The organism is Kocuria sp. SM24M-10 (assembly GCF_001027955.1).
Classification (GTDB): Bacteria; Actinomycetota; Actinomycetes; order Actinomycetales; family Micrococcaceae; genus Kocuria; species Kocuria oceani.
Genome location: NZ_LDNX01000135.1, coordinates 1 through 26,176, shown reverse-complemented (window position 1 = coordinate 26,176; position 26,176 = coordinate 1). Strand labels below are relative to the sequence as shown.

The 26,176-nt window shown below is 74.3% G+C and carries 26 protein-coding genes; 16 read left to right on the top strand and 10 right to left on the bottom strand.

The genetic code is table 11. From position 1 onward, the window contains the following. The first annotated feature begins 180 nt into the window (after positions 1 to 180). Positions 181 to 2,067, top strand: coding sequence for an alkyl/aryl-sulfatase (locus ABL57_RS16390; RefSeq protein WP_238986097.1), 1,887 nt, complete (start codon positions 181 to 183; stop codon positions 2,065 to 2,067). A 109-nt stretch (positions 2,068 to 2,176) separates the two neighbouring features. Here the strand turns inward: ABL57_RS16390 and ABL57_RS16385 are convergent, their stop codons facing one another. Beyond that, positions 2,177 to 2,845: a GAP family protein gene (locus ABL57_RS16385; protein WP_047804548.1), complete on the bottom strand. Its 669-nt coding sequence runs from the start codon at positions 2,843 to 2,845 to the stop codon at positions 2,177 to 2,179. Positions 2,846 to 3,064: 219 nt separating this feature from the next. Between ABL57_RS16385 and ABL57_RS16380 the strand changes: the two genes are divergently transcribed. The 5 genes from ABL57_RS16380 (at position 3,065) to ABL57_RS16360 (ending at position 6,250) form a co-directional block, all read left to right on the top strand. Next, positions 3,065 to 3,466, top strand: a complete 402-nt coding sequence (locus tag ABL57_RS16380) for a hypothetical protein (RefSeq protein WP_047804547.1) — start codon at positions 3,065 to 3,067, stop codon at positions 3,464 to 3,466. Positions 3,467 to 3,634: 168 nt separating this feature from the next. After that, positions 3,635 to 4,093, top strand: a complete 459-nt coding sequence (locus tag ABL57_RS16375) for an OsmC family protein (RefSeq protein ID WP_047804546.1) — start codon at positions 3,635 to 3,637, stop codon at positions 4,091 to 4,093. Positions 4,094 to 4,329: 236 nt separating this feature from the next. Beyond that, positions 4,330 to 4,494 (top strand): hypothetical protein, encoded by a 165-nt coding sequence (locus ABL57_RS22430; RefSeq protein ID WP_160310808.1) that lies wholly within the window; start codon positions 4,330 to 4,332, stop codon positions 4,492 to 4,494. Next, positions 4,491 to 5,123 carry a low molecular weight phosphatase family protein gene (locus ABL57_RS23430; RefSeq protein WP_047804544.1) on the top strand — a complete coding sequence of 211 codons (633 nt, stop codon included), beginning with the start codon at positions 4,491 to 4,493 and terminating at the stop codon, positions 5,121 to 5,123. Before ABL57_RS22430 ends, ABL57_RS23430 begins: the two co-directional genes overlap by 4 nt. Positions 5,124 to 5,410: 287 nt before the next feature. Beyond that, complete coding sequence (locus tag ABL57_RS16360) at positions 5,411 to 6,250, top strand: carbonic anhydrase (protein ID WP_053005063.1); 840 nt, start codon at positions 5,411 to 5,413, stop codon at positions 6,248 to 6,250. Between the two features lie 35 nt (positions 6,251 to 6,285). Here ABL57_RS16360 and ABL57_RS16355 read toward each other — a convergent pair whose 3' ends face one another. Together ABL57_RS16355 and ABL57_RS16350 are read right to left on the bottom strand one after the other, a co-directional pair. Beyond that, a complete protein-coding gene (locus ABL57_RS16355; RefSeq protein ID WP_371212489.1) occupies positions 6,286 to 7,182 on the bottom strand; it encodes a sucrase ferredoxin in 897 nt (298 codons plus the stop codon). Positions 7,183 to 7,192: 10 nt separating this feature from the next. After that, positions 7,193 to 8,398, bottom strand: a complete 1,206-nt coding sequence (locus tag ABL57_RS16350) for a cupin domain-containing protein (RefSeq protein ID WP_047804543.1) — start codon at positions 8,396 to 8,398, stop codon at positions 7,193 to 7,195. 56 nt (positions 8,399 to 8,454) lie between these two features. Here ABL57_RS16350 and ABL57_RS22755 point away from each other — a divergent pair, with 56 nt between their 5' ends. Beyond that, complete coding sequence (locus ABL57_RS22755) at positions 8,455 to 8,673, top strand: hypothetical protein (protein WP_053005061.1); 219 nt, start codon at positions 8,455 to 8,457, stop codon at positions 8,671 to 8,673. A 653-nt stretch (positions 8,674 to 9,326) separates the two neighbouring features. On the opposite strand, the gene ABL57_RS16340 is transcribed toward ABL57_RS22755, so the two are convergent. Continuing rightward, on the bottom strand, positions 9,327 to 9,977 hold the full coding sequence (locus tag ABL57_RS16340) for a class I SAM-dependent methyltransferase (RefSeq protein WP_047804567.1): 651 nt from the start codon (positions 9,975 to 9,977) through the stop codon (positions 9,327 to 9,329). Positions 9,978 to 10,080: 103 nt separating this feature from the next. On the opposite strand from ABL57_RS16340, the gene ABL57_RS16335 reads away from it, so the two are divergent. From ABL57_RS16335 to ABL57_RS16315, 5 genes are all read left to right on the top strand, one after another. Beyond that, complete coding sequence (locus tag ABL57_RS16335; RefSeq protein WP_047804542.1) at positions 10,081 to 11,484, top strand: NAD(P)/FAD-dependent oxidoreductase; 1,404 nt, start codon at positions 10,081 to 10,083, stop codon at positions 11,482 to 11,484. A 176-nt stretch (positions 11,485 to 11,660) separates the two neighbouring features. Continuing rightward, positions 11,661 to 11,891 (top strand): hypothetical protein, encoded by a 231-nt coding sequence (locus ABL57_RS16330; protein WP_047804541.1) that lies wholly within the window; start codon positions 11,661 to 11,663, stop codon positions 11,889 to 11,891. Next, positions 11,884 to 13,677: an ABC transporter ATP-binding protein gene (locus ABL57_RS16325; RefSeq protein WP_047804540.1), complete on the top strand. Its 1,794-nt coding sequence runs from the start codon at positions 11,884 to 11,886 to the stop codon at positions 13,675 to 13,677. The genes ABL57_RS16330 and ABL57_RS16325 overlap by 8 nt, the downstream gene beginning before the upstream one ends. Positions 13,678 to 13,841: 164 nt before the next feature. Beyond that, the gene (locus ABL57_RS16320; protein WP_238986096.1) at positions 13,842 to 14,243 is read left to right on the top strand and encodes an MmcQ/YjbR family DNA-binding protein; all 402 of its coding nucleotides are present in this window, start codon (positions 13,842 to 13,844) and stop codon (positions 14,241 to 14,243) included. A gap of 137 nt (positions 14,244 to 14,380) precedes the next feature. After that, positions 14,381 to 15,004, top strand: a complete 624-nt coding sequence (locus ABL57_RS16315; RefSeq protein ID WP_047804539.1) for a dihydrofolate reductase family protein — start codon at positions 14,381 to 14,383, stop codon at positions 15,002 to 15,004. On the opposite strand, the gene ABL57_RS16310 is transcribed toward ABL57_RS16315, so the two are convergent. Then, on the bottom strand, positions 14,965 to 16,500 hold the full coding sequence (locus ABL57_RS16310) for an LTA synthase family protein (RefSeq protein WP_152683431.1): 1,536 nt from the start codon (positions 16,498 to 16,500) through the stop codon (positions 14,965 to 14,967). The genes ABL57_RS16315 and ABL57_RS16310 overlap by 40 nt on opposite strands. A 542-nt stretch (positions 16,501 to 17,042) precedes the next feature. Between ABL57_RS16310 and ABL57_RS16305 the strand changes: the two genes are divergently transcribed. The 3 genes from ABL57_RS16305 (at position 17,043) to ABL57_RS16295 (ending at position 21,330) form a co-directional block, all read left to right on the top strand. After that, the gene (locus ABL57_RS16305) at positions 17,043 to 17,951 is read left to right on the top strand and encodes an SPFH domain-containing protein (RefSeq protein ID WP_047804537.1); all 909 of its coding nucleotides are present in this window, start codon (positions 17,043 to 17,045) and stop codon (positions 17,949 to 17,951) included. 46 nt (positions 17,952 to 17,997) lie between these two features. Continuing rightward, positions 17,998 to 18,645 (top strand): dihydrofolate reductase family protein, encoded by a 648-nt coding sequence (locus tag ABL57_RS16300; protein ID WP_047804536.1) that lies wholly within the window; start codon positions 17,998 to 18,000, stop codon positions 18,643 to 18,645. A 183-nt stretch (positions 18,646 to 18,828) separates the two neighbouring features. Then, the gene (locus ABL57_RS16295) at positions 18,829 to 21,330 is read left to right on the top strand and encodes a PEP/pyruvate-binding domain-containing protein (RefSeq protein ID WP_047804535.1); all 2,502 of its coding nucleotides are present in this window, start codon (positions 18,829 to 18,831) and stop codon (positions 21,328 to 21,330) included. Between the two features lie 61 nt (positions 21,331 to 21,391). On the opposite strand, the gene ABL57_RS16290 is transcribed toward ABL57_RS16295, so the two are convergent. The 4 genes from ABL57_RS16290 to ABL57_RS16275 all read right to left on the bottom strand — a co-directional run bounded on the left by ABL57_RS16290 (position 21,392) and on the right by ABL57_RS16275 (position 24,728). Next, positions 21,392 to 22,573 (bottom strand): S9 family peptidase, encoded by a 1,182-nt coding sequence (locus ABL57_RS16290; protein ID WP_152683430.1) that lies wholly within the window; start codon positions 22,571 to 22,573, stop codon positions 21,392 to 21,394. A gap of 289 nt (positions 22,574 to 22,862) precedes the next feature. Continuing rightward, positions 22,863 to 23,597, bottom strand: coding sequence for a hypothetical protein (locus tag ABL57_RS16285; RefSeq protein WP_152683429.1), 735 nt, complete (start codon positions 23,595 to 23,597; stop codon positions 22,863 to 22,865). A 68-nt stretch (positions 23,598 to 23,665) separates the two neighbouring features. Further along, positions 23,666 to 24,223 (bottom strand): GNAT family N-acetyltransferase, encoded by a 558-nt coding sequence (locus ABL57_RS20890; protein WP_053005059.1) that lies wholly within the window; start codon positions 24,221 to 24,223, stop codon positions 23,666 to 23,668. 298 nt (positions 24,224 to 24,521) lie between these two features. Then, a complete protein-coding gene (locus ABL57_RS16275; protein ID WP_047804532.1) occupies positions 24,522 to 24,728 on the bottom strand; it encodes a hypothetical protein in 207 nt (68 codons plus the stop codon). A 221-nt stretch (positions 24,729 to 24,949) separates the two neighbouring features. On the opposite strand from ABL57_RS16275, the gene ppk2 reads away from it, so the two are divergent. Continuing rightward, the gene (ppk2, locus tag ABL57_RS16270) at positions 24,950 to 25,861 is read left to right on the top strand and encodes a polyphosphate kinase 2 (protein ID WP_047804531.1); all 912 of its coding nucleotides are present in this window, start codon (positions 24,950 to 24,952) and stop codon (positions 25,859 to 25,861) included. Positions 25,862 to 25,934: 73 nt separating this feature from the next. On the opposite strand, the gene ABL57_RS16265 is transcribed toward ppk2, so the two are convergent. Next, on the bottom strand, positions 25,935 to 26,176 hold a 242-nt coding region (locus tag ABL57_RS16265; RefSeq protein ID WP_047804530.1), incomplete at its 5' end, for a hypothetical protein.

Below are 26,176 nucleotides of genomic sequence, written 5' to 3'. Positions count from 1 at the left end.
CCACGGCGTGACGGCGCCGCGGAACCGGCGCCGACCCCGGGGCCGGCGGAGGCCGCACCACCGGTTCATCCGTTCCGGGTGAGGCGGACAACGGGCCCGGCGGGCGATCCTGGACCCGGAGAGCCGCCGGAGCCGCCCCGGTCGACGGCGGACACCGGCACAACGGGGGAAGGACCAGCTGTGGACCCGACGCAGAAGCCGGCCGGCGCATCGATCGTCGCGGCGCACCAGGAGCTGATGGCGTCGCTGCCGTGGCACGACGACCAGGACGTCGCCGACGCCGCCCGGGGCTTCCTGGGGGCGGTGGCGCCGGGGGTGGTCCGCGACGCCGAGGGCCGGGTGGTGTGGGACAACGACTCGTACGCGTTCCTGGGCGGCGACGCCCCGCCCACGGTTAACCCGAGCCTGTGGCGGCAGTCGCGGCTGAACGCGATGCAGGGGCTGTTCGAGGTGGTCCCCGGGCTCTACCAGGTCCGCGGGCTGGACCTGTCCAACGTCAGCTTCATCGAGGGCACGCGCGGGGTGGTCGTGCTCGACCCGCTGATCTCCGCGGAGACGGCTGCGGCCGCCCTGGGCCTGTACCGGGCCCACCGCGGGGACCGGCCGGTCACGGGGGTGGTCTACACGCACAGCCACGTCGACCACTTCGGCGGCGTCCGCGGCGTGGTGCCCCCGGACGACGTCGACTCCGGCGCCGTGCCGGTGCTGGGGCCGCAGGGGTTCACCCGGCACGCCGTGAGCGAGAACGTCTACGCCGGTGCCGCCATGGCCCGCCGGGCCGCGTACATGTACGGTGCCGCACTGCCGCGCGGGCCCCGGGGACAGGTCGGCGCGGGCCTCGGGCAGACCACGTCGACGGGCGGCGTCGGGCTCCTCCCGCCGACCCGGGAGATCACGACGACCGGCCAGGAAGAGGTCCTCGACGGCGTGCGCATGGCGTTCCAGATGGCCCCGGACAGCGAGGCACCGGCGGAGATGCACCTCTACCTGCCGGACCTGCACGCGCTGTGCACCGCGGAGAACGCCACGCACGTGCTGCACAACATCCTCACCATCCGCGGCGCACAGGTCCGCGACGCGCACGGCTGGGCCGGCTACCTTACCGAGGCGATCGGACTGTTCGGCGACGACCTCGAGGTCGTATTCGCCTCCCACCACTGGCCGACCTGGGGCCGGGAGCGGGCGGTCTCCTTCCTCGCCCTGCAGCGCGACCTCTACGCCTATCTGCACGACCAGACCCTGCGGATGCTCAACCAGGGCCTGACCGGCCCGGAGATCGCCGAGGTCATGGTCCTGCCCCCGGCCCTGGCGAACGCCTGGCACGCCCGCGGCTACTACGGGTCCGTCAGCCACAACGTGAAGGCCGTCTATCAGCGCTACATGGGCTGGTACGACGGCAATCCAGCGCATCTGTGGCCGCACCCACCGGTCGAGGCCGCCGGCCGCTACGTGAAGTTCATGGGCGGGGCGGACGCCGTCGTCGAGAAGGCCCGGACCTCCTTCGCCGCCGGTGACCTCCGGTGGGCGGCGGAGGTGCTGAACCACGTGGTCTTCGCCCGCCCCGACCACGAGGCCGCCCGGGAGCTGCTCGCCGACACGTACGAGCAGCTCGGCTACGGCGCGGAGAACGGCACCTGGCGCTGCGCCTATCTCTCCGGCGCGCACGAGTTGCGCCACGGCACCGGCGGCACCCCGGCGAGCGCCGCCGGCGCCGACGTGCTGGCCCAGCTCACCCCCGAGCAGCTCTTCGACGCGCTCGCCGTGCGGGTCGACGGCCCCCGCTGCTGGCACGAGCACCTCGTCCTGGCGCTCGAGCTCACCGACACCGGCGCCCGCTACCGGCTGGAGCTGCGCAACGGTGTGCTCACCCACACGGTCTCCCCGCCGGGCGCCCGCGCCGATGCCGTCCTGCGCCTGCCCGCCGCGGTCCTGCCGCGCCTCGCCGCCGCGGACCCGGCCGCGCTCACCGCTGCGGGTGTCGTGGTCGACGGCGACGCCGGCGCGGTCGAGCGGCTGCTGGCGGCTCTCGACACCCCTGATCCGGGGTTCGCCATCGTCACCCCTTGACGACCGGCCCACGGCTGCTCCGGCGCAGCGGGGCACGGGCCGGCGAGCGCACGCCGCCCGCAGCCCCTCGGTCCGTGCGGCGGCACGGACGCTCCCCCGGGCGAGCCGGTCAGCCGGAGCGCAGCCCGCTGAGGCCGTTGCCGAGCAGGACGGCCCCGATGACCACCAGCACGACGGTCATCACCAGGGCGCTGTTGGCGGTCATCCACGCCTTCGCGGCCGCCAGCACCGGGTCGGCACGGTCTCCCAGCGCCACGCGGAGCAGCAGCGGTGCGGCCACCCCCAGACTGGCCACCAGCGTGAACAGCGCCAGTGCGGCCACCTGGTGGACCACCACGGACGTGGCGGTCCCGATCGCGGCCGCCCCCGAGACGACCAGCACGGCGTTCTTCGGGTTCACCGCGACCAGCAGGAAGGCCACGAGCAGGGCGCGTGCGGGGGTCATGGTGTCGACGGCCGTCATCCACCGCCCCGGCTCCGCGTCCGCCCGGGTGCGACTGCGCCACTGCTTGAGGCCCAGCAGGAGCAGGGCTGCGCCGAGCACGACGCGCAGGACCCCGGCCCACGGCGCGGGGTCGTCACGGGGCAGGCTCGTGTCGATGACCGCGAGGGTGAGGGCGGCGACCGCCCCGATCCCGGCGACCCATCCGAGCAGGAACCCGGTGACCGCGCCCCGCCGCCCGCCGGTGACGAGCATCAGCACGAGCACGGCGACGGGCATGGACGCGGCGAGCAGGCCCACCGCGATCGGCAGGCTCGCCAGTGTTGCTGCCGGCACGGCCACCTCCTGACCACCGGGGGTGTCCTCGGGGGCGCATCCCACCCCATCATGAACCCCTTCGGTTCCACCGATGATCACCCGCCCGGGGTGACGCCGTGAGGACGCACGCTCCCGTGACCACCTGGGCCCGCGCCCGCCGGCGGTCGCTGCCGCCGCGCCGTCGTCGTCGCGGCAGGCCGCGAGGCCTTGTCGGAGCCCGGCGATAGCCTCGGAATCATGAGGAACGCCCCCACCTCTCCCCCGGACCTGCAGGGCCCGACCACCTCGACCCCGCGGTTCGAGACCGCCCGACGCAACTTCCAGCTGGCCCGCTTCGAGCTCACCTGCGCCGCCCTGCAGGAGCTGACGATCCGGGTCCGGACCCGGTACCCGCAGGCCCGGGAGCTGGTGCTGCTCTGCGACGACGTCGAGGACGGCCTCTACCTGGCCGACATCACCGACGGCAGCGGCAGGGCCCTGCCCATGAGCGGGCCGCTGCTCGACGACCGCAGCACCGCCCAGATGATCGGCAATCTGCGCGGGTGCTACCTCGCGCCCCTGCCCGGAGTCGTCCACGACCCGGTCGAGCAGTCCTTCCGCGTCGACCTCGTCCAGCACTCCACCGGTATCGCCTGCTGAGCTCCGGGACTCCGTCGCGGTCCGCACACAAGATGTCGCGTTCCCTCCTGGTCAGGCGCGGGTCTCACCTGCTTCCGTCCGGCACAGCTTCGCACTGCCCGCGGCGGCGCGCCCCGGCAGCAGGCGACCGGCCCAGAGGATTCCGTCCGGGATCGGCATCATGGGTCCATGAGCGCATCCCAGGACCCCACTCCCCGCACCGTCGAGCTGCTCCGGACCTCCACCGGCCGCTACACAGCCCGCAACGCCGAGGGCGCGCAGGTCGCCTTCGGCCAGGGCGAGGATCTGCTGTCCCCCGTGGAACTGCTCCTGGCCGCCCTCGCCGGGTGCTCGGCCGTGGCGGTGGACACGGCCACCGCCCGCAGCGCGGAGCCCTCGGAGTTCCGGGTCGAGGCCTCGGGGCGGCAGATCGTGGATGAGCTGGGCGGGAACCGCCTGGAGGACCTGCACCTGTCCTTCCACCTCGCGTTCCCGGACGACGCCGCCGGGCGCAAGGCCGCCGGCATGGTCGGGCGCCTGGTGGCCCTCTCCCACGACAAGTACTGCACGGTCTCGCGGACGGTCGAGCACGGTGCGCCCGTCAGCCACGACGTCAGCGTGGCCTGCGGGGCGGACGACACCCGGTAGGCGACCGCCGGGGCGGGACCGGATCCAGCCACCCGCTCAGGACGCGCGGACGGCCGGAACGACCCCTGGTGTTCACCCGATGGTCATCTGCGCGCCGTGCGGGCGGCGCAGGATGTGACCGTCAGCACTAGCTTCACAGCCGGGGGGGAACTGGCATGGGCCGGAACACCAGCATGCCGCAGGACGACTGACCCGCAGCGGACCGGGGACAGCTGCGTCCCGGTGAGCGGGTCGAGGTGCACCGGGACGCGGTGGTGCACCACCTCGGGATCGTGGACGAGGCGGCTCCGCACCTGGGAGTGGTCTGGATCCGGGACGCCGGCACCGGGATCCGGAGGATGCTCAGCCGCGACGAGGTCGTCCTGCACCCCTGCCGCACCGAGCGTCCGGAGCACCGGTGAACGACCGGGCCGACGAGGTGCAGCCCTTGGACGTCCGCGTGCTGGAACGCACGGCGGAGCGGCTGGCGGCCCGGTACGCCGGGGTGCTCTCCCCGAGGGTGGTGGAGCGGGTGGTCTTCGAGTCCTACACCGCCCTGTCCCGCACCGCCCGGGTGCGCACGCACCTGGCGGCGCTGGCCGGGCACTTCGCCGCGGACCGGCTGGCCGCCCTCGCCCATTCCCAGGGCCGCCAGGGGTCCCCGCAGGTGCTCTTCGTCGGCCGTCATGACACCGGCCGGGCGCAGATCGCCGCGGCCCTGCTGGCCCACTACGCCGGGGACGCCGCGGTGGTGCGCTCGGCCGGCATCGCGCCGGGTGCGGCCGTGGACCCGCAGGCCCTGCGGATCCTGGCCGCGCGCGGGCTCGAGCTCGGCCAGGCCTATCCGAAACCGCTGACCGACGACGTGGTGCGTGCGGCCGACCACGTCATCACCTTCGGCACGGCCGACGCGGTGCCCGTCTACCCGGGCACGGAGCACCAGGACTGGGGAGCGGACCGCACCGTCTCCGGCAATCCGGAGGGCCTGGAGGCACTGGTGGTCGAGGTCGACGAGAAGGTCCGGGCGCTGTGGGGGGCCATCCGCCGCTGACCCGCCGTGGTGCCGCCGCCGGCGCCGAACGGACAGGAGCCCGGGCGGGGCGCACCTGGTCTCCGCCCGTCACCGCAGGGGTCGTTGCGGACCGGCCCGCGCCGGACTCCTCCCGCGCGCAGGGTAGTGTGGACGCGACGCAACATGCATTTGCATGCGGTGGTGCCGGACCGCCGCGTCCCCACGGCGTGCGGGACCGGCCACCGGCCGCCAGACACCACGGGCCGCGCCGCACCGCTCTCCGGGCCGAGCGGACGCTCCGCCCGCCACCGACCCGAAAGGCTGGGATGCGCAGCACCTCATGGCCCACCAAGATGTCCGTCGTCGGCTCGAGCGTCGTGCTGCTGGCGACCCTCACCGGCTGCGCCGACGCTGCCGCTCCCGACGCTCCGGCCACGCCCACCGCCACCGCCACGGTCACCGCCGCGCCGAGCGCGCCGGAGCAGACCCCCGCGCAGTGGTCCTACGAGGGGGCCACCGGACCGCAGCACTGGGGGGAGCTCGCCGACGAGTTCACGGCCTGCAGCAGCGGAACGGCTCAGTCACCCATCGACGTCCCGAGCGACCCGGCCCTGTCCTCCGCGCCGATCGAACTGGGCTACACGCCCGCCGACTTCCAGGCCCGCGACACCGGGCACACGGTCGAGCTCCACGCGCTCTCGCCGCAGAGCATCACGGTCGGCGGGACCGAGTACGCCTTTCAGCACATGCACTACCACGCACCCTCGGAGCACACGGTCGACGGCGCCGCCTACGCCGCGGAGTTCCACTTCGTGCACCGGTCCGACAACGGCGACCTCGCCGTCGTCGGCGTGCTGGCCGCCGAGGGACGGCACAACGCCGCGTGGTCGTCCGTCTCCGACGCGATCCCCGCCACGGCGGGCGAGGACTCACCGGCCGTGACAGGGCTGACGCTCACCTCCTTGCTCCCCGAGTCCCTGGACCACTACGTGTACGGCGGCAGCCTCACCACGCCCCCGTGCAGCGAGGACGTGCGCTGGCTCCTGCTGCAGAGCCCCATCGAGCTGGGCGCCGCCCAGATCGCTGCGCTGCGCTCCGCGCACGCCGGGAACAACCGTCCGGTGCAGCCCCTGAACGACCGCCAGGTCAGCGAGGTCGACCAGTGATCCGCTGCGCATGACGTTCCCGGTGCGCCCCTCTCTCAGGCGCCGCGGATCGCGGTGAGCTCGTAGACGACGGCCGAGCTGGTCGCCGGCCCGCGACACGTCAGCCGGCACGGCGGAGCACGGTGGGCCTGCAGCTCGACGTCGACCCGGCCCGGGTGCGGCGGGCGGCCGACGAGGCTGATCCGCCAGTGGTCTCCGTGACGGGACGTCTCGGCCACCGTGTAGTCCGTGCGGCCCGCCGGACCGAAGCGTCCGAGGGCGGCCGCGACAGCGGCCTGCTGGGGCGGCGTGAGATCCGTGTAGCCGCGCAGGTGCTCCGGGTGCACCCGCCCGGCCAGGTGCTCACCGACCACGTGGACGGAGGACTCGGCGTCGAGGCCGCCGTAGTAGACGCCGTCGGGCGCGATCACGACGTTGCCGGCGAACCTGTCCCCGCCGACGTGCGCGCACTCCCACACCAGCTCCGGCCAGTGCTCGCTCAGGATCCGCGCCACGGGCCGCCCGTGCACGGCACAGCACGGGTCGTGCTGACCGTGGGCGCAGACCAGCACGACCGGCGGGTGTCCCAGCTCCCCGGGGGTGCCCAGGGCCGTGGCGATCTCCGCCAGGTCCTCGTCCCGGTCCCACGTGCCCCACTGCTGACGACCCGCGCCGTCGGGCCCGTGGTGCAGCACGGCCCAGCGACGGGGCCCCTCGACGCTGCGGCGGCCGTGCCGCCTGACCAGCAGCACCCGGGCCCGCACCGCCTGCGCGGCGGCGAACACGAGCGCCTTGGTCCCCGGCTCCAGGTCGAGTCCGTCGAAGCCGTCGGCCGGCCACCCGCCCCGGTGCTCGACGAGGACCCACACGAAGCCGCGCGGCGCCGTGCCCGCCATCGGGTCCCCTCGGTCCCGGGCCGCCTCGGCGCAGGAGAACCGTTCCGTGGCGGTCACTGCGGCGACGTCACCGGTCGGCGGGGACGAGGACGCCCGCGCGCAGCAGCCGCGCGACGAGCTCGGCGCCGAGGTCGTCCGCGGTGTGCACCTCCCCGTCGAGCAGACGAGCGACGGCGGGCAGATCGGCCTCCGGGAAGTCGAGCCACCCCACCCGCGTGGTCAGGCGGGACCCCTCCATCCGGGCCGCCAGGGCCTCCCGGAGCCGCACCGGGGAGTCGGGGCGCAGGTCCTCGACGGCCGCCAGCTGGGCCAGCGGGCCCAGCGGGGCCGGACGCCCCTGGCTCCTCCGGGCGCGGTGGAACAGGGCCGTGGAGTCCGCCGCGGCGACGGCCGCGGCCAGCCGCTCACGGACGGCCTCGAGCTCCTCACCGGGGCCGTCGACACCCAGCGGCAGCGTGGCGCGCATCTCGGGCTCGTCGGCCAGCAGGGCCAGGGCCGCCTGGGCCAGTTGCTCGGCCAGGGCGTGGCGGGTCCAGCTGTGGATCCCGAGCGTAAGGTGGACGGAGACCTCGTGCTGCGCCTGGGCCGCGTGCAGCCAGCCCCGCGGCAGATAGAGGGCGTCGCCGGGCTCGAGCACGGTGTCGATCCGGGCCGTGCCCTGCGCGGCCTCGGCGACTGCGGCCCGGTGGGCGGTCCAGGGCTGGTCCCGCAGGGGGTCGGGGTGGACGGGCTCGTGGATGATCCAGCGCTTGGTGCCGGCGATCTGCAGCACGAAGACGTCGTGGACGTCGTAGTGAGCGTCGAACCCGCGGTTCTGCGGCGGGGTGACGTAGGCGTTGGCCTGCACCGGGTGCCCGAGCTCGGTGCCCAGCCTGGTGCTGAACTCGGCGACCGGCTCCCACGTGCGGTGCAGGGCCTGCAGGACGAGCGTGGCCCCGTCGGCGAAGCTGCGCCAGAGCGCGGTGTCGTCGAGCTGGTCGGGCACGGTGGCGCCGACACCGGCGGGCGAGGTGAACGAGGAGTCGGGGAACGTGGAACCGTCCTTGGCGACGCGCAGGAAGGGCGTGCGCAGCCCGCGGCGCGCGATGAGTTCGTCGACGGCTGCGGCGGAGAACAGATCGGAGAAGTCTCCGGCGCTGCGGGTGAGCAGGGCTGTGCGCCCCCAGACCTCGCGGGCGAACATCTCCCGCCCGATGTCGATCAGCCGTGTCTCCAGGACCCCGGCGCCGTCCGGGGCGCCGGGGTCCTGCGAGTGGTCGCGGATGCCGCTCATGCTCACACGCCTCGTGCTTCGGCTCCTCCGTCAGCACCGCCGTCGGCACCGCCGTCGTGGACGCCCGGGGTGCCCGCCGCACCGCCGTCGGCCGGGCCTTCCGCGCCCCCGTCAGCTCCCCCGTCGGCACCGCCGTCGTGGACGCCCGGGGTGCCCGCCGCGCCGCCGTCGGCGGGACCTTCGGCGCCTCCGTCGGCACCGCCGTCGTGGACGCCCGGGGCGCCGGCCGCGCCGCCGTCGGCCGGGCCTTCCTGCTGGTTCGGATCCTGCTGTGAATCAGTCATGCTTCCTCCCAGAGTCGGATGAACAGGATCGGGTTCCGGTGCCGGCGCCCGATCGCCACGCGGGACGATTCCTCAGCATCGACCCGCGCTCACCCTATCGAGACAGCTCCGGCGTGGGAACAGTCAGGGGCGCCCGGATCGGCCGTGCCGGCGTGCACGCTGCCCGTCCGAGCCTCCGGCCGCCATCGGGGTGGAGCGGTCGCCGGCGCCCGGATCCGGAGCACCTCCGGCGGAAGAGGCCCTGCCGGGGTGGCCGGGCCGGGTGCGGTACCCGAGCAACGGGCCGGGCTGCTGGCAGCGAACAGACCGGTGACTCCTCCCCGGGGGCGGTCGGGTGATTCGCCGCCACCGCCGACCGGGCCGCGGCCATCCGGAACGAGTCCGGCGCCGGGATCCGGAAGAGCCGAGGAGATCGGCCTGCGCGGCGGCCCCCTGCTCGGCAGTTTCCCGCAGGGGTGCTCCCACATCGGGCTGATCGTCGCGCCCCGGACGACAGGTCGGACCGAACAGCGTTCACGGGGAGGCACGTGACCTGGTGCTCAGCCGCCGCCGGACGCTGGACGGGTGGCGTGCGGTGTGAGCGCGGACCGATGTCCTGTCGACCACGCCCGTAACCCGGCCGTGCCGGTGCTCGACCGCACCGCTCAGGACCCGCCGCGGGCGGGCACCGTCGCGGCCCGCGCCTGCAGATGCCCGGCCCATGCCTGGGCGGCGACCACCTGCAGGCCGTCCCTCTCCACGGCCGACCAGGGGTGCGCGGTGATGTCGGCCCCGCCCAACCGGCACGCCCACCGGGCCAGAGGTCGCCACGCCGCGGCGGTCGGCTCCCGCATGTCCACCACCGCCACCCGTCCACCGGGCCGGACCAGGGCGAGGGTCGCGGCCCAGGCACGGTCCCACTCCGGCATCAGCGACAGGGCATAGGACGCGAGCGCGGCATCGGTTTCGGCGCGCCCGCCCGCGGCCGAGATGCGCTCCGCGAGCCGGTCGGCGCCGGTCTCCACCGCGTCGGCGGCCACGAGCACCACGTTCGTCCATCCGTGCCGGCGCGCCCGGCGGGCGGCCGCGGCGAGCATGGCCGGGCTGCGGTCGACCCCCACGATCACCCCGCCCGGCCCGATCCGCTGCTGCAGGGCCGGGAAGTTCAGCCCGGTGCCGCAGCCCACGTCCAGCACCTGGTCCCCGGGCCGAGGACCCAGCAGGTCGATCCCGAGGGTTCTGCCGGTGCGGTAGACCGGATACTCTCCGGAGACCACGTCGTAGACGGGAGCGATCAGCTCGTAGCGCCTGGACACGACCTGCACCCCTTCCTCCGGGCGACGACCGGGACCGCTGCGGCCCGTTCCGGGGCCATCACTGTACCGGCCCGCCCCCGCCCGAGACACCTGGAGGACGCACATGCTCCCGACCACCGGCCCGATCGATCTGCTCGTGATCGGTGGTGGGACCGCCGGGATCGTCGGGTCCCTCACCGCGGCCCGCCTGGGCGCCACGGTGGTGCTGGCCGAGTCGGCTCGTACCGGCGGGGACTGCCTGTGGACCGGTTGCGTGCCGTCCAAGACCCTGCTGGCCGCCGCCCGCGCCCAGCGGGACGCGGAGGGCGCCGCCGACTACGCCGCGGTGCGCGCCCGCGTCCGGTCCGCCGTCCGCACGATCGAACCGCACGACGCCCCGGAGACCCTGCGCGCGGCCGGGGTCGAGGTGGTGCACGGCCCCGCCCGGTTCACCGGTCCCCGGACCGCCGTGCTCGGCGGGCGCACCTACCGGTTCCGGGCGGCGCTGATCGCCACCGGAGCGACCCCGGCCAGACCGTCGATCCCGGGCCTGGAGAGCGCGCGCACCGTGAGCTCCGAGACCGTGTGGGATCTCGAGGAGCTCCCTGGCCGGCTGGTCGTCATCGGCGGCGGGCCGGTCGGCTGCGAGCTCGGCCAGGCCTACGCCCGTCTGGGCTCCACGGTCACCGTCCTGGCCCGCTCCCGGCTGCTGCCCCGGGAGGACCGGCAGGCCGCCGCGCTCGTGCAGGCGGCGATGACCCAGGACGGGGCCGCCGTCGTCGAGCACGCGACCGTCACCGGCGTGGAGACCCACGCCGGCACCAGCACCGTCCACCTGAGCGGGCGCCCACCGGTCCCCGCCGACGTCGTGCTCGTCGCCACCGGACGCACCCCGCGCACCGGGGACCTGGGCCTGGTCGAGGCCGGGGTCGCCTGCGACCCGTCCGGGGGCGTCGTCGTCGACGGGGCGCTGCGCACCAGCGTCCCCGGCATCTGGGCCGCCGGGGACGTCACCCACGGGGCGAAGTACACCCACCTCGCCGGTGTCCAGGCCTCCGTGGCCGCCTCGAACGCGGTGCTGGGGCTGACCCGCCGCGCCGGCGAGATCGTCCCCCGGGTCACGTTCACCGATCCGGAGCTGGCCGCCGTGGGAGTCACCACGGCCACCCGCCCGGGCAGCACGGCCCACACCGTCGAGCACGCCACCCAGGACCGGGCCATCACCGAGGGCAGCACCACCGGATTCACCCGCCTGGTCCTGGACCGCAGAGGCCGGGTCCTCGGCGGCACCGTCGTGGGACCCCGGGCCGGGGAGTCCATCGGCGAGCTCACCCTGGCCGTGCACCGCGGTCTGTCCACCACGGACCTGGCCGCGGTCACCCATCCCTACCCCACGTACAACGACGGGATCTGGAACGCCGCGATCGACCACGCACAGACCCGCCTCGACACCCGTCCGGCACGGGCCGCGATCGCCGTGCTGCGGGCCCTGGCCCGCCGCCGCGCCGCCCGCCGGGACCGGTCCTGAGCCCGGCGCCCCGAGACGGAGCGGCAGCCCGGCCGCCTTCCCGGGCCACCGTGGACCTCCGGAGAAGACCTCGGCCGGGGTGCGCGCACCGTGCCCGGCGCCGGGAGTCCCGTGTCAACGGACGTTGACACGGGTGTGCTGTCATCGTAGGTTGACACCCAGGAGGTGCGACGACGATGGACGAGGTGCCGATGAGCGCGCTGGTGGCCCAGGCCGAGGACGACGACCCGCTGCGGGCGCTGCGGGCCACGGCGGCGCTGCACCGCCAGCTCTCGCAGCAGGAGGCGGTGGCGGTGCGCCGGGCCCGCGCACGGGGCGCGTCGTGGGCGCAGATCGCCGCCGCTCTGGGGGTGAGCCGCCAGGCGGTGCACCGCAAGTACGGCGGCTCGAGGTTCGAGCGTGACTGACCCGACCGCCGCCGACGCACCGGTCCCGCACGGCCGCCTGCGGGACCTGCTCGGCTACCTCACGGAGCACCGTGGCGTCCTGGGCGTGGTGCTCGTGCTGTCGGTCCTGGGGGCGGGGCTGAGCCTCGCGCAGCCGGTGGCCGTCAACCAGGTCATCAGATCCATCAGCACCGACCGGTCGGCGGCGCCGGTGGTGCTGGTGCTCGTCCTGCTGGTGCTCGGCGCCGGCCTGGTGGGCGCGGCGCAGCAGTACCTGCTCGAACGCACCGCCGAGGGCGTGGTGCTCACCGCCCGGCGGCGCCTGGTGGGCCAGCTCCTGCGCCTGCCGGTGCGCGAGCACGACGCCCGCCGGACCGGCGACCTGGTCTCCCGGGTGGGCTCGGACACCACCATGGTGCGGGCCGCGCTGACCGGTGGCCTCGTGGACGCCCTGGGCGGGTCGCTGGTGTTCGCCGGTGCGCTGATCGGGATGGCCCTGCTGGACCCGCTGCTGCTCGGCATCACCCTCAGCGTCGTCCTGGTCGCCGTGCTGGCCGTGGTGATCGCCTCGGCACGGATCCAGGTCCTCACCCGCGCGGCCCAGGAAGCCGTGGGCCGCCTGGCCGCCGGCGTGGAACGCGCCCTGTCGGCGGTGCGCACCATCCGCGCCAGCGGGGCCACCGACCGGGAGGTGGCCCGGCTCGAGACCGAGGCGGTCGCGGCCTACGACTACGGGGTGCGCGTCGCCGGGGTCGGCGCGGTGCTCTGGCCGATCAGCGGGCTCGCCGTCCAGGGCTCCTTCCTCGCCGTCCTGGGCGTGGGCGGCTACCGGGTGGCCTCCGGCGCGCTCGCCGTCGCCGATCTGGTGACCTTCATCCTCTTCCTCTTCATGATGGTCATGCCGCTGGGGCAGTTCTTCTCCGCCGTCACCACCGTCCGCGCCGCCCTGGGTGCCCTGGGCCGCATCCAGGAGATCCTGGAGCTGCCGCGCGAGGACGCGCATGACAGGGCCGGCGAAGGGTCGGGCGGCACCCCCGAGGCCGGCGCTGCCGCGCCACGCACGGGACAGCGAGGGCGCCCGGTCGAGGTGTCCTTCGACCGGGTCACGTTCGCCTACCGGCCGGGCCGGCCGGTGCTCGACCAGCTCAGCTTCACGGTCCCGGCCGGGTCGACCACCGCGATCGTCGGACCGTCGGGGGGCGGGAAGTCCACGCTGCTCGCCCTCATCGAGCGCTTCCACGATCCCGACCACGGCTCCATCCGTCTCGACGGGACCGATCTGCGCGCCATGTCCCGGGCCGATCTGCGGGCCCGGATCGGCTACGTCGAGCAGGACGCCCCCGTGCTGGCCGGGACCGTGCGGGAGAACCTGCTGCTCGCCGCGCCCGAGGCCGACGAGGCCTCCTGCCGGGAGGTGCTGGACGCGGTCAATCTCCTGGCGCGCCTCCAGGAGCACCCCGAGGGCCTGGACGCACCCGTCGGCGACGACGGCGCCGGGCTGTCCGGCGGTGAGCGCCAGCGCCTGGCCATCGCCCGGTCCCTGCTGGCGGACACGCCGCTGCTGCTGCTCGACGAGCCCACCGCCAGCCTGGACTCCCGCAACGAGCAGGCCCTCCACGCCGCCATCCGCTCCGCCGCGGCCGGGCGCACGGTCCTCATCGTGGCCCACCGCCTGTCGACCGTCGTGGGGGCCGAGCAGATCATCGTGCTCGACCGCGGCCGGCTGACCGCCACCGGCACCCACGAGGAGCTGCTGGGCGCCTCGGAGCTCTACCGCGAGCTCGCCCGTCACCAGCTGCTGGTCTGACGACGCTCCGGCCCGTTCGCGCTCCCCTCCCCGGTCCGCCCGATCGCCTCCCCCGCGCTCGACGGCGCCCCCGAGGACACCGCTCCGGGCCGGAGGATACTGGTCACGGGATCCGGTGGCGCAGGCGGTCACCGGGAGCCGGTGGCCTCGGAAGGAGACGGACCGTGGACGGAAGGCAGCTCCAGCAGCTCGCCATGCAGGTCGCCGCCGGGTTGCCGGCGGTGTCCCGCACGCATCCCTTCGGCCCCGAGCACGACGTCTTCAAAGTGGTGGGCAAGATCTTCCTGATGGCCACCGACGCGCCCGGCGCACCGATCGTGACGCTCAAGTGCGAGCCCCCGCACGCGGCGGCACTGCGCCAGGAGTTCCCCACCATCACGCCCGGCTACCACATGAACAAGCAGCACTGGATCTCCCTCGCGGCCGGTCCCGGGATCACCCGTGACCTCGTGGCCGAACTGGTGCTGAACGCCTACGAGCTCGTCGTCGAGGGCCTCCCCCGGGCCCAGCGCCCCGCGCTGCGCCACACCGGCACCGGACCGTGGCCGACGACGGAGACGGGCTGAGCCCCGGCCGCACCGATCCCCGGGCTCCTCGCGCGCCGTCCCGTGCGAACCGCGGGCCCGGGATCACCGCCCGCTTAGGACCTCGGACGCACACCGTCCTCTTGCGCCGGAGCGCCACGGTCGAGTTGAGTGCAGCCATGGGGACGGTGATCTACTCCGTGGCCTCCTCGCTGGACGGCTACAACTCCGACACCGAGGGCGACTTCTCCTGGGCGGTGCCCGACGAAGCCGTCGTCGCGGCGCTGACCGACGACCTGGCCTCGGTGAGCACCTACCTCTACGGGCGCCGCATGTACGAGACGATGGCCGTGTGGGAGACCGATCCCACCGCCCCGACGTGGTCCCCCGAGTCGGCGCGCTTCGCCGACACGTGGAAGCGGGCCGACAAGGTGGTCTTCTCCTCCTCCCTCGAACGGACCTGGACCGAGCGCACCCGGCTGGAGCGCGAGTTCACCGCCGAGGCGGTCGAGCGCGCGAGGTCCGAGGCGCCCGGGGACCTCACGATCGAGGGCCCGACCCTGGCCGGGAGCGCCCTGCTGCTGGGTGTGGTCGACGTGGTCGAGCTCCTGCTGTGCCCGGTCACCCTCGGAGGCGGCACTCCGGTCTTCCCGGACGGGCTGTCCCTGGACCTGCGGCTCGTGCGGGAGCGCCGGTTCGACAACGGCATGGTGCAGATCACCTATGTCGTCGACCGCCCCCGGCGCACCGGACACGGACCGGGCTACCGGGCGACGTCCCCGCCGGACCAGGCCTCCGCGTAGAACTGCGAGGACCGTGATCCCAGCAGCTCGGTGTACAGCTGCGGCTCCATGGCCTGCGCCGAGCCCTGCGGGAGCTCCGTGGTGAATGCGGACACGCCCAGCCCGGCCGCGCGGTCGCTCAGCTCCAGGCCGGCGGCCTCCAGGATCGTGGGGTACATGCTCAGCTGGTCCACGCGGGGGCGCAGCCGGCCGTCCAGGTCCTCGCCGGGCACCCAGACGCGGTTGAAGATGGTGCGGTTGTCGTGGTGGTCCAGCTGCTCGTGGAAGGCGTCACCGGCGCTCATGTGCTTGAGGTGGTCGCCCATGATCACCACGGCGGTGTCCTCGAGGTAGCCCTTCTGCTCCAGGTGGGCCACGAAACCGGCCACCTGGGTCATGGAGCAGAAGAACGCGGAGGTGACCACGTTCTCCGTGTCCACGGTGCAGTAGTCGAAGATGTGCACCGGCTCGTGCGTGTCCAGCGTGAGGACGGAGAGGTTGAACGGCCGGCCGGTCCGCTGCGCCTCGGCGTGCAGCGCGTCGACTTCGTCCTTGGCGTGCGCCATGAGGCGTCCGTCGCTCAGACCCCAGTCACCGCGGAAGTTCTTCTCCGGCTCCCCGGCGGCGCGCCAGTCGGAGAGGTCCTTCACCTCGGAGTAGCCGTGGGTGCCCAGGAAGGCGTCCTTGGCGGCGAAGGAGGCGTTGGCCCCGCCCAGGAAGACACTGGTGTAGCCGTGCTCGCGGAGGACGTCGCCCAGGCAGGTGGTCCCGCCCAGGTAGGTGCCGACGTCGCCGCCGAGCTCGTTGAGGGCGCCGCTGTCCGCGGCGGAGCCGAGGCCCTTGAGCGGCACGCCGCACTGCGTCGCCGTGAGACCGGCCATCGTCCAGCCTCCGCCCTCGTACTGCCGGAGGTCCTCCACGCTCTGCCATCCGTCCGAGGCCCGGGTGACCTCCTGCAGCGGGGCGAACGCGTTCTTCTCGAAGAGCTCGTCGTTCGCCAGGGTGGCCTCCCCGGACTCGAGGTAGATCAGCACCAGGTTGCGCTTGTGCTCGTCGCCGGTGACCGTCGGCTCCACGTAGTAGTCGCCGAGGTCGTACGCGGAGTTCCCCGCCCTGAGGTAGTCCCCCACGCCCACCGTGGTGGCGAAGGCGGTGCTGCCGCCGACGACCACGCCTGCGACCAGGACGGTGGGGAGCACGCGCACGAGCCACCGCGGGCGGTGGGGCCGCACGGGCCCGCCCTGGCGGCGGCGCCTGCGGCGCCGGGCGTACTGCCCCAGGGCGATCCCGGCGGTGAGAAGCAGGGGCAGGACACCGACCCCCAGGATGCCCATCCAGACGATGGGGCCGCCCCCGCCGTCGAGCTCCACGGAGACCAGGTTCAGGAGCATCTGGCCCACGGTGATCTCGCCCCAGAAGTACCGGATCCCAGCGGCGGCGATGAGCAGCGCCAGCCCCGTCCAGATCAGGACGTAGACCAGAAGGCGTCCCGCGACGACGCCGCCCCGTCGGATCACGGGAGAAATCCGGGCAGACATCGCAACACCTCGCGTTCCAGATGCGCGCATGGGCACCGAACATCCTTGACCTCGGACCCGTTCTCGGGCCCATCACAACGTAGTACCGATACGTTACCCGTTCAACAGCCGTTCACGCGTCCGATGCCCCCCGGACACCTGACCCGCCGTCGCCCCTCTCTGGCGTGCACCGCCCGTGCGGGACGACCGGGACGACGCGGTGAGCGGCGGCCGGCCTGCCCCGAGCCCCGGGGCCCGGCGGAGGTGCCGGACCCGGACCAGGATCACCGACTCCCCCGGACGCTGACCCCGCACGGCAGGCTGTGGGGTCGACGCGCCGCGATGGCCCGGCGTTTGTCGACGACGCCTCTGCGGACCGGATGCCCGGACCGCCGCGGGAACCGGCGGTCCCCCGAAGTGTGGCGCCGGGTCCTCCGGTGATCGGCTGCCCGCGGCCCCACGATGTGGGTACGTTTACAGAAGTGAATCACCGCGCTCGCGGGCGGGACACCGGAAGTCCGGAGAAACGGGGACAGGGGAACATGTTCTACATCGTCACGGCCGCCGTCCTGGCCCTCGTGCTCGTTCTCTCGGTCGTCGCCTGGGCGATGGTGCCGAGGAAAACGGGGCCGAAGGACGCCGCCGGGGAGCACGTCCGCCCCAGCGCCACGCGCAAGGCGGCCGGCGTCACGGCCGTCAGCGCGCTGGTGCTCCTGCTGCTCGTCACCGCGGGGACCACCCTGGCCCGGGTCGGGGCCCGGGAGGTGGGGATCGAGACCAGCCTGGGCCGGTACTCCCGCACCCTGCAGGCCGGGTGGCAGGTCAAGGCGCCCTGGGCGGAGGTCGAGACCTTCTCCACCCAGCTGCAGCGCTCGGAGATGGACGCCCCGATCGCCTTCGCCGGCGGTGGCTCCGGCACGCAGCACATGACCGTGCAGTGGACCATCACCGGCGAGCAGGCCCAGGAGCTGTGGTCCCGGTACCGCCGGTTCGAGAACGTGGACGGGATGCTCGTCCAGCCCGCGGCCCGGGAGGCGGTCGCCACCGTCCTGGCCTCCTACACCCCTGCGGAGGCCCGCGCGGAGGGCAAGGTCGAGGAGGTGCGCGAGGCAGTGGAGGCGGCCCTGACCGAGCGGCTGTCCCCGTACGGGGTGCAGCTGGACTCCGTGGCGCTGCCGCCGGCGGCGCTGGACCAGACCGCCCAGGACGCGCTGAACCGGGTGGTGGAGGCCGAGGCGAACGTGGACCGCGCCCAGTCCCGCCTCGAGCAGGCCCGGATCGACGCCGAGGCCGACCGTGAGCGCAACAAGAACGTCACCGCCGAGAATCTCGTGCTCGAGTGCCTGACCATCACCAACAATTGGAACGTCAACGAGAACGGGCCCCTGCCGGCCACCTGGACCTGCTTCGGGGCGGACACCGCGGACGTCCTCGTGAACACGAACCGGTGAACCACCGACCCCGGTGCACCCGCCGCCGAGCAGACGGAGCGAGCAGATGACACGGACCCGCATCCACAACTTCTCCCTCTCGCTGGACGGTTTCGCGACCGGCGCGGGTCAGACCCCCGAGGCACCCATGGGTCACGCCGGCCGGCGGCTGCACGAGTGGTTGATCGCCACCCGCTTCGGCGCCCCCATCCTGGGGCACCAGGGCGGCACCGCCGGCATCGACGACGCGTTCGCCCAGCAGCACGAGCCGGGCATCGGGGTAGAGATCATGGGCGCGGGCAAGTTCGGCCCGCCGGGCTGGCAGGACGACGCGGACTGGACAGGGTGGTGGGGGCCGAACCCTCCGTTCCACACGCCGGTCCTCGTGCTGACCCACCGCCCGCGACCCTCGATCGAGATGGACGGCGGCACCACCTTCCACTTCCTCGACGCCGCACCGGAGGAGGCGCTCCGGGCCGCCCGTGAGGCAGCCGGCGGACGGGACGTCCGCATCGGAGGCGGCCCCACCGTGGTGCGCGACTTCCTCGCCGCGGGCCTGGTCGACCACATGCACCTGGTCCAGGTGCCGATCGTGCTCGGCCGCGGCGTGCGGGTGTGGGACGGGCTGGAGGCCCTGGAGGAGCACTACGAGATCGAGGCCGTCTCCGCACCCAGCGGGGTCACCCACCTGACCTTCGACCGGAGGACGCCCTGACGCGAGCCGCCCCGGTGCACCGGCACCGCCGCCGCCACGCCGAGCGGCACCGCCCTCGGCCACGGGGCCGTTGACCTGGCGGCGGCCGGGCTGGATCATCGGCTGTGAACGAGGGCGGCGGACACCCCTCGGCCCTGCCGCGGCGGCCTGTCCGTCAGCCCCTGGACACCCGGGAGGCAGCCCATGGACGTGCTCTACCTCGCCGACATCACCCCGGGAACGACCGAGCTCGTCGGGGGCAAGGCCGCCGGGCTGGCCGCCCTCATCGCCGCGGGTGAGCGCGTGCCGGCCGGATTCTGCCTGACCACCGGGGCCTACCGCTCGGGCGCCGTCCCCGAGCGGGCGGTCCTGGCGGCCTACGAGCGCCTCGGCGGTGGTCCCGTCGCCGTCCGCTCCAGCGCCACGGCCGAGGACTCGCCGGGTGCCAGCTTCGCCGGCCAGCAGGACACCGTCCTGGACGTCCGGGGCCGGAACGCGCTGCTCGCGTCGATCCGGCAGTGCTGGGCCTCCCTGGACAGCGAGCGCGCCGTCGCCTACCGGGCCGGGCAGGGGCAGGAGACCGGCGACGAGGCGATGGCCGTCGTCGTGCAGCGCATGATCGTCCCGACGGCCGCCGGGGTGATGTTCACCGCCAACCCGCTGACCGGCACTCGCACGGAGACCGTCGTCGACGCCGTCCCGGGCCTGGGCACCGGAGTCGTGGACGGCACCATGGACACCGACCACTACGTCCTGCCGGGGCGCGGCCCGCTCCCCGGGCGCCGGGATCACGGGTGCCTCTCCCCCGACCAGCTGCACGAACTCAGGGCAACCGCCCGACGGGTGCAGCGCGCCCTCGGCGGCCCGCAGGACATCGAGTTCGCCTACGACGCCGAGGGCACCCTGTGGCTGCTGCAGTCCCGCGCGATCACGACCCTCTTCCCGCTCCCGCCCGGGACCGACCCGGTGCAGGACGATGCGGTGCAGGACGACCCGCGCGTCTACCTGGAGGTCGGCCACATGCAGGGCCTGCGGCGCCCGGTCACCCCCATGGGCGTGTCGGTGCTGCGGGCCACGACCCGCCGCTGGCTGCATCTCTTCGGCGTCGACGACGCCGTGGTCGACACGGTCCTCGTCGACATCGGCGGCCGGCTCTTCCTGGACCTCACCGGCGTGGTCCGCAGTCCGCGCCTGCGCTCCGGCGTCCCCTCGATGGCGCAGGTCTACGGTCCGGCCGTGGCGCGGGGTCTGCGGCGCGTCCTGGAGGACCCCCGCTACGGGCCGCGCCCTCCTCGTCGCGGTCAGCGCGTGTTCTCCCCGGAGGCGACGGCGCGGCTGGTGCTGGCCGTCGTGCCCGCCTCGCTCCTCGGCGCCCTCCGGGCCCTGGCCCGGCCCGCCGCCGCCCGCGAGCGCGCCTTCCGCGAACTCGAGCAGGTCCGTCGGCAGCGCTGGGCCGCACCGGCGGACACGGCGAGCCGGATCCGGTCCGCGGCAGACCTGCAGGACGCGACGATGACCGGGCCCATGCTGCGCTCCCTGCCCCCGCTGTGGGCCGCGCTCCTCGCGCAGGGAGTGGCCGGGCGGCTGCTGCACGGGATCCTGCGGCCGGGCGAGCTGAACGCGACCCTGCGCGGCATGCCCCACAACGTCACCACCCAGATGGACCTGCAGCTGTGGTCCGTGGCCGGGTCGGCCCGTGCGCACCGCGATCTGCTGCTGGGCACCGCTCCGGACGAGCTCGCCGCGCGCTTCCTGCGCGGTGAGCTGCCCGAGTTCGGTCTGACGGCGTTCCTGGAGGAGTACGGGCTGCGCGGCAGCGCCGAGGTCGACGTCGGCTCCCCCCGGTGGGCCGACGACCCCACCCCCGTCTTCGCCGCCCTGTCCGGGTACCTGCAGGTGACGGATCCGGGCCAGGCCCCGCCGGCCCGGTTCGCGCGCGCCGCCGACGAGGCGGAGGCCGCCCTGGCGGGCCTCGTCGGCCGGGCGCGGCGGACCCGGCCGCTGCGGGCCCGGCTCGCCGGCGCCCTGCTGCGCCGCAGCCGGGAGCTCGCCGGACTGCGCGAGCTGCCCAAGTTCCTGTGGCTGACCCCGCTGGCCCAGGTGCGCGGGCAGCTGCTCACCGCGGGAGCCGAGCTCACCGAGCGCGGTCTGCTGGAGCAGGCGGAGGACATCATGTTCCTGACCCTGGACGAGGCCCTCGACGCCGCGCACGGCACGGACTTCCGCGCCCTCGTGACGCGCCGGCGTCGGGAGCACGACCGTGAGGTCCGGCGAAGGCAGGTCCCCGGCCTGCTGCTGTCCGACGGCACGAACCCGCAGGCGCTGCCCGACGACACCGCCGCCGAGCACGGGCCCCACGTCCTGGTCGGCCAGCCGGCGGCCACCGGGGTCGCGACCGGCCCGGCGCGGATCGTCCAGCACCCGTCCGAGGCGAGGCTGCGGCCCGGGGACATCCTCGTCGCCCCGACCACCGATCCCGGCTGGACGCCGCTGTTCCTGACCCTCGGCGGGCTCATCACGGAGACCGGCTCCACGATCGCCCACGGCCCGACCGTGGCCCGCGAGTACGGGATCCCGGCCGTCATCTGCGTGCCCGACGCCACGACCCGGCTGGTCGAGGGCCAGACGGTCACCATCGACGGCGCCTCGGGGGTGATCCGGCTGCACCCCACGGAGCCCGTGACGGGACACGGGGCCGAGAGGTGAGGCCGGCCCACGACCGGCGGACCACGGAGCGGCCGGCCGCTTCCGGTGGGGTGCCGGTCTCCTACGAGGACGGATCGGGCCGGGGCGCGGATCCTCCGGCGCTCGCCGCGACGCTGCGCAACCAGCTCGTGAGCACTCGAGAGGCGAGGTCGAGGTTGCCCATCTGGCAGTGCTGATCGGCTCGCTCCGCCCGGGTGAACAGGCGCGTGGTGACGCTGTGGGCGGCCGTGAGCGCCTGGGCCTGCGCTCGCGTCAGCGCCGGGGGCTGGAAGGCGTCGTGCTCCCCGCACATCAGCAGGACGTCCTGGCGCACCCGCTCGCTGCCCAGGTGGGCGGCGTTCATGCCCAGGAACCACGCCGGGACATCGGCCGGGTCGTCGCTGTCGAGCAGGTACAGGACCTGATCGACCACCACACGCAGGGTCGGCGACAGCCGGGCACGGGTCCGCACGCTCCACCCCATGAAGCCCCGGTGCTGCACCATCGAGCGGACCGGGGCCCGCAGCAGCGGGTGGACCCGGTGCAACCAGTCGTAGATCGGCGGCCAGGCCACCACCTGCGCGATGCGGGGTTCGCGCCCCGCCGCGCGCAGCGCCCAGTAGCCACCCATCGAGATGCCGACCAGCGCGGCCCGGTCGAGCTGGAAATGGTCCAGCACGGCCGCGACCGGCTTCTCCCAGTCGTGGTCCGAGGTGAGCCCGTGCACCGTCCGCGCGCCGCCCTGTCCCGGGCCCTCGAAGGCGATCACGGCGAAGCCGGCCGCAGCGATCCGCTGGGCGACGGGGAAGAACTCCTCGATCACGGAGTCGAATCCCCCGTGCAGCAGCACCGTGCCGCCCGTCGGGGGCCCGGCCGCCGGCAGCGAGTAGGCCGGCAGCGCCGCACCGGCGTAGGGCACCTCGTGGCGGACGAGGGCGGCATCGGCGAACGCGGTGTCGAAGAGTTCCAGGTACCGGCGGTAGCGCTCCGGCTTGCGCTGCGAGCGCGGCGGCGTGAAGAACTCCGCCAGCCGCGCGTATCCCGTGGCAGGCCGGTACCGTCCCTCCGCCGCGGCCCGGGACGCCAACGCCTCGAACACCGGGCCGCCGTCGTCCATCGACCGGATGCGTGCTGCGGCGTCGAACAGCTCCCGGCGCTCGGCGAAGCCCAGGGCATGGGCCCGGTTCAGCTGGTAGTTGATGAAGCCGCGGCGGTGGAACGCCTCGAATCCCACCGGCAGGTCAACGAGCTCAGGAACTCCCATCCCGCCAGACTACGCCCGGCCCGGCAGCGACCCGGAGGACTGCGCGCGCCGGCGACCGGCAGCACCGCGAGCACGTGACCGCCTCCCGTGCTGCTGTCTCCCGTGCTTCCGCCTCCACCACCGCCCGGCCGCGACCGCGTCCTCGGCTTGGCACCCCTCGCGAACCGCCGTGCCACGCGGGAGTTGCCTCGTGCCGAGAACGTCCCTGACGGCGCCGCCCTGCAGCTGTACCCTCGGGCCGTTCCCGCTCAGGACAGATGCCTCGGGGCACGCCGGCAGCGCCCTTCGGTCACTGCGGCGGGACGAGGAGGTCGTCGACGTCGTGGAGCTCGTTGGTGAGACTGACGCCCTCGGTGCCGTCCAGCGGGGTGAGGTCCACGACGATCCCGGTGGCCACGTCCAGGTGCACCCGGTACACCGTGGCCAGGCTGTCGGTCAGGGTCGGGTCCTCGGGCCCGTACTCGTAGATCCGGGCGGCCGGGCTGTCCAGCAACGGGCAGCACCCGCACCGTGGGACGTAGCCGCCGGCCCAGTCCTCGCCGTCGCCGACCAGGGGACGGCAGGTGGCCGCCCAGGTCGCCCGGCCCCGCAACACGGTCGCGGTGACGTCGCTGAGCTGCACGCCGTGGCACAGCTCCACCGGGTCCAGCATCGCCGTCCACCGGTAGTCCCGCCACATCGGGTCGCCGTGGTCCAGGTGCCAGTCCTCCGGCCGGCGGGCGACCAGCCCGTCCGGGCGCAGCACCACCCCCGCCCCGGACCGGGACTGCCCGGCGTCGGCCCCGCTCACGACCCCGCCGTAGGGCGCCCCCTCGGCGACCTCGACCCCCTCGGCAGTGCGCACGACCACCCGGTGCCGGGCCCGGTCGAGCCAGGCCTCCACCGGCCCGCCCTCGGCGGTGGCCCCACCGCTGCCCTGCCGCCGGTGGGTGAGATGCACCGTGGTGAACCGCCACGGCGAGCCGGCGGCCAAGGCACGGAAGTCGGCGGCGTCAGGAGCAGTCGGCAGGGACGTTCCGGTCATGGGCCCGAGTAGAGCACACCCGGACGACGACGGCCATCCACCGGTCCCGGGTGGGGCCTGCGGGACGCTCACAGGGGCTTGTGCATGAGCAGTGGTGACAGCGGGGCGGCGGCGCGGGCTGCCTGAGGATGCAGGAGCAGGAAGCCGTGGTGGTGCCAGAACGCGCGCCCGGAGCGGTTGCGGGCGATGACCGACAGCAGCACCTGCCGGCATCCCCGAGCTCGGGCGGTGTCCTCGGTGGCGGCCAGCAGCGTGGCCCCGAGTCCCCGCCCCCGGTGTGCCGGGCGGACCTGGAGCAGGCCGAGGTAGCAGGACACCGTGCTGGGCCACCGGTGGACCGCCTGCGCCACGCCCAGCAGGACTCCGTCCTCGCTGAAGGCCCCCAGCACCTGGTGGGCGCCGGAACCGGCGTTGCCCGGGCCCCCGTCCAGGATGGCGTCCACGTCCCGGATCGAGGGCAGCTGGTCGAAGCTGGTACGGGTGTAGGCCGGGTCGTCCAGCACGAGGTCCTCGATCAGCGCCCGGTCCTGGGCGGTCACCGGCCGCAGCCGCGGCGCGACCGCCAGCGCCCTGGGTGCGGGAATGCTGGCGCGGTGCGGACCGTCGGCGTCTGCCGGGCCCGTCACGGTCGCCGGCGTCCCGGCACCGGCGGCACCGCAGCGGGAAGGGCCACCGTGGGCGCGGCGAGGAGGCACCCGGTGCGTGCCGCGCGCGCCCGACCGCACGCGGCCGTCCACCGTCGCCGTGAAGCGGTCGGAGCCGACACCGGAAAGTTCATGGGTTCATTAGAGCCCGGGTCACCCCGATCGGCGATCGTGTCGGCGAGGAGTTCGCCGGCTGTTCACCGTGCCCCGGCGGGCGCCCTTGCCGCTCCGGCGCTCAGGACCCCCTGGGACGTGTGCGGGAGGGTAGATTTCGGGGGCCTCAGAGGAAGTTGGCGCTCAACTGCAGCGCCACGCTCGCGGTGATCAGGACCGCCGGCCCGGCGTAGTGCACCGGCGCGAGCTGGGCCCGGCGTTTCCCGGAGGTGGCCAGATCCCGGCGACGACCGGCCTTGACCACCACCGGCCACAGCACCGCCACCGCCAGCAAGGCCGTGCTGAGCAGGAGCAGGAATTCAGGTGAGAGCACGCCTCCCAGAATAAGTGGACCTTTTGGAGGGTCCCGCTGCGCGGCGGCGCCGGGCGGCCCACCTGCGCGTGTTCTTCCTCGTTCCTCTCCCGCGCCCTTCCGCTCGCCCCGGTCGCCGGCCAGGAGGGCGCGCCGCAGGGTGCAGGTCGTCGGTGTTCACCGCTCGGTCACTCCTCTGCCCTACTCTCGGGCACAGGTGACCTACCGAGGGGAGTTCTGTGATGCTGCATGAGTGGGATCCGGCGCGGCTGGCGCTGCGACAGTTCATCGATCTGTTGACCGAGCGCGGCTACACCGTGGGCGATCCCCAGGGCGAGGACGCGGAGCTGATCGACCCGGGGGGCTCGGCGGTGCAGACCTGGCGGGAGGATCACCCCTACGACCAGCTCATGAGCCGCCAGGAGTACGAGCTGGAGAAGTACCGGCTGCAGATCGAGCTGCTGAAGTTCCAGTACTGGGGCCAGGACCACGACCTCAAGCACGTCGTCGTGTTCGAGGGCCGCGACGCGGCCGGCAAGGGCGGGACGATCAAGCGCTTCACCGAGCACCTGAACCCCCGGGCGGCGCGGGTGGTGGCGTTGACGAAGCCCTCGGATCGTGAAGCCGGGCAGTGGTACTTCCAGCGCTACATCGCCCACCTGCCCACCGCCGGCGAGATGGTGCTCTTCGACCGCTCCTGGTACAACCGGGCGGTGGTCGAGCGCGTCATGGGTTTCTGCAGCGAGGACGAGTACCACCGGTTCATGGTCCAGGCCCCGGTGTTCGAGAAGATGCTGGTGGAGTCGGGCATCCACCTGACCAAGTTCTGGTTCTCGGTCACCCAGCACGAGCAGCGCACCCGCTTCGCGATCCGCCAGATCGACCCGGTGCGCCGCTGGAAGCTCTCCCCGATGGACCTGGCCTCCCTGGACCGGTGGGAGGACTACACCGAGGCCAAGGAGGAGATGTTCCTGCGCACCGACACCGACCACGCCCCGTGGATCACGGTGAAGTCCAACGACAAGAAGCGGGCCCGGCTCAACGCGATGCGCTTCTTCCTGGACCAGTTCGACTACGAGGACAAGGACCCGGCGGTGGTCTATCCGCCCGACCCGCTGATCGTCCGGCGCGGCCGCGACGCCGTGGGCGACTGAGCCCCGGCCCGGCCGACGACGACGCCGCCCGTCCCCCGGGGAGGGGACGGGCGGCGTCGCGGGTCGGCGCGGCTCAGCGGCCGGGACGGTCCACCAGCACGGCGTTGGCGGCGGCGTTGACGGCGGTGACGGCCAGCACCGAGGGCCAGGCGCCGATCCGCTTGGCCAGCGGGTGCGAGAGCCCGAAGCCCAGGACGTAGAGCCCACCGAGCGCGGCCGTGGCCGCCGGGCCGCCGCGGTGCCACCACGAGTGGGCGGCCGCCGCCCCCGCGGCGGCCAGCACGGCCCCGCCCAGGGGGCGGACGCCGGTCGCCC

What these genes read in the sequence shown, in the direction of transcription:
- ABL57_RS16305 (WP_047804537.1), top strand. Translation starts at nt 17,043, where the DNA reads ATGTTCTACATCGTCACGGCCGCCGTCCTGGCCCTCGTGCTCGTTCTC.
- ABL57_RS16380 (WP_047804547.1), top strand. Translation starts at nt 3,065, where the DNA reads ATGAGGAACGCCCCCACCTCTCCCCCGGACCTGCAGGGCCCGACCACC.
- ABL57_RS16295 (WP_047804535.1), top strand. Translation starts at nt 18,829, where the DNA reads ATGGACGTGCTCTACCTCGCCGACATCACCCCGGGAACGACCGAGCTC.
- ppk2 (WP_047804531.1), top strand. Translation starts at nt 24,950, where the DNA reads ATGCTGCATGAGTGGGATCCGGCGCGGCTGGCGCTGCGACAGTTCATC.
- ABL57_RS16350 (WP_047804543.1), bottom strand. Translation starts at nt 8,398, where the DNA reads ATGAGCGGCATCCGCGACCACTCGCAGGACCCCGGCGCCCCGGACGGC.
- ABL57_RS16375 (WP_047804546.1), top strand. Translation starts at nt 3,635, where the DNA reads ATGAGCGCATCCCAGGACCCCACTCCCCGCACCGTCGAGCTGCTCCGG.
- ABL57_RS16360 (WP_053005063.1), top strand. Translation starts at nt 5,411, where the DNA reads ATGCGCAGCACCTCATGGCCCACCAAGATGTCCGTCGTCGGCTCGAGC.
- ABL57_RS16290 (WP_152683430.1), bottom strand. Translation starts at nt 22,573, where the DNA reads ATGGGAGTTCCTGAGCTCGTTGACCTGCCGGTGGGATTCGAGGCGTTC.
- ABL57_RS16335 (WP_047804542.1), top strand. Translation starts at nt 10,081, where the DNA reads ATGCTCCCGACCACCGGCCCGATCGATCTGCTCGTGATCGGTGGTGGG.
- ABL57_RS16315 (WP_047804539.1), top strand. Translation starts at nt 14,381, where the DNA reads ATGGGGACGGTGATCTACTCCGTGGCCTCCTCGCTGGACGGCTACAAC.
- ABL57_RS16300 (WP_047804536.1), top strand. Translation starts at nt 17,998, where the DNA reads ATGACACGGACCCGCATCCACAACTTCTCCCTCTCGCTGGACGGTTTC.
- ABL57_RS16285 (WP_152683429.1), bottom strand. Translation starts at nt 23,597, where the DNA reads ATGACCGGAACGTCCCTGCCGACTGCTCCTGACGCCGCCGACTTCCGT.
- ABL57_RS16330 (WP_047804541.1), top strand. Translation starts at nt 11,661, where the DNA reads ATGGACGAGGTGCCGATGAGCGCGCTGGTGGCCCAGGCCGAGGACGAC.